Origin of the sequence: Salifodinibacter halophilus (assembly GCA_012999515.1) — a bacterium.
Classification (GTDB): domain Bacteria; phylum Pseudomonadota; class Gammaproteobacteria; order Nevskiales; family Salinisphaeraceae; genus Salifodinibacter; species Salifodinibacter halophilus.
This window is the reverse complement of sequence record JABEEB010000577.1, coordinates 1-245: the sequence shown is the minus strand read 5'-3', so window position 1 is coordinate 245 and position 245 is coordinate 1. Positions and strand designations below refer to the sequence as shown.

The window sequence follows — 245 nt, the reverse complement described above, 5'->3', positions numbered from 1 at the left end:
CCTCGCCGTACTCGGGATGGAACAGCCACGGGCTGAAGGTCTTGTGCAGTTCGGAGTTGATGTAGGTCAGCCACTGGTCTTGTTCGGCGCGTTCGAAGCTGCCGAGCGCGGCGCTGAGGCCGGCGGCCGGATCCTGGTCGCCGAGGTAGCGCAGGATCGCCACGCCTTCGCGCAGCAGGCGGCCGTCGTCGAGTTCCAGCAGCGGGACGTAGCCGAGCGGGCTGAGCTCGCGGTAATCGCGGTCC

At 68.2% G+C, this 245-nt stretch carries 1 protein-coding gene; it reads right to left on the bottom strand.

Translation table 11 applies throughout. The features are described from left to right. The coding region (locus HKX41_12895) for a glutathione transferase GstA (protein ID NNC25032.1) at positions 1 to 245 on the bottom strand (245 nt) is incomplete at both ends.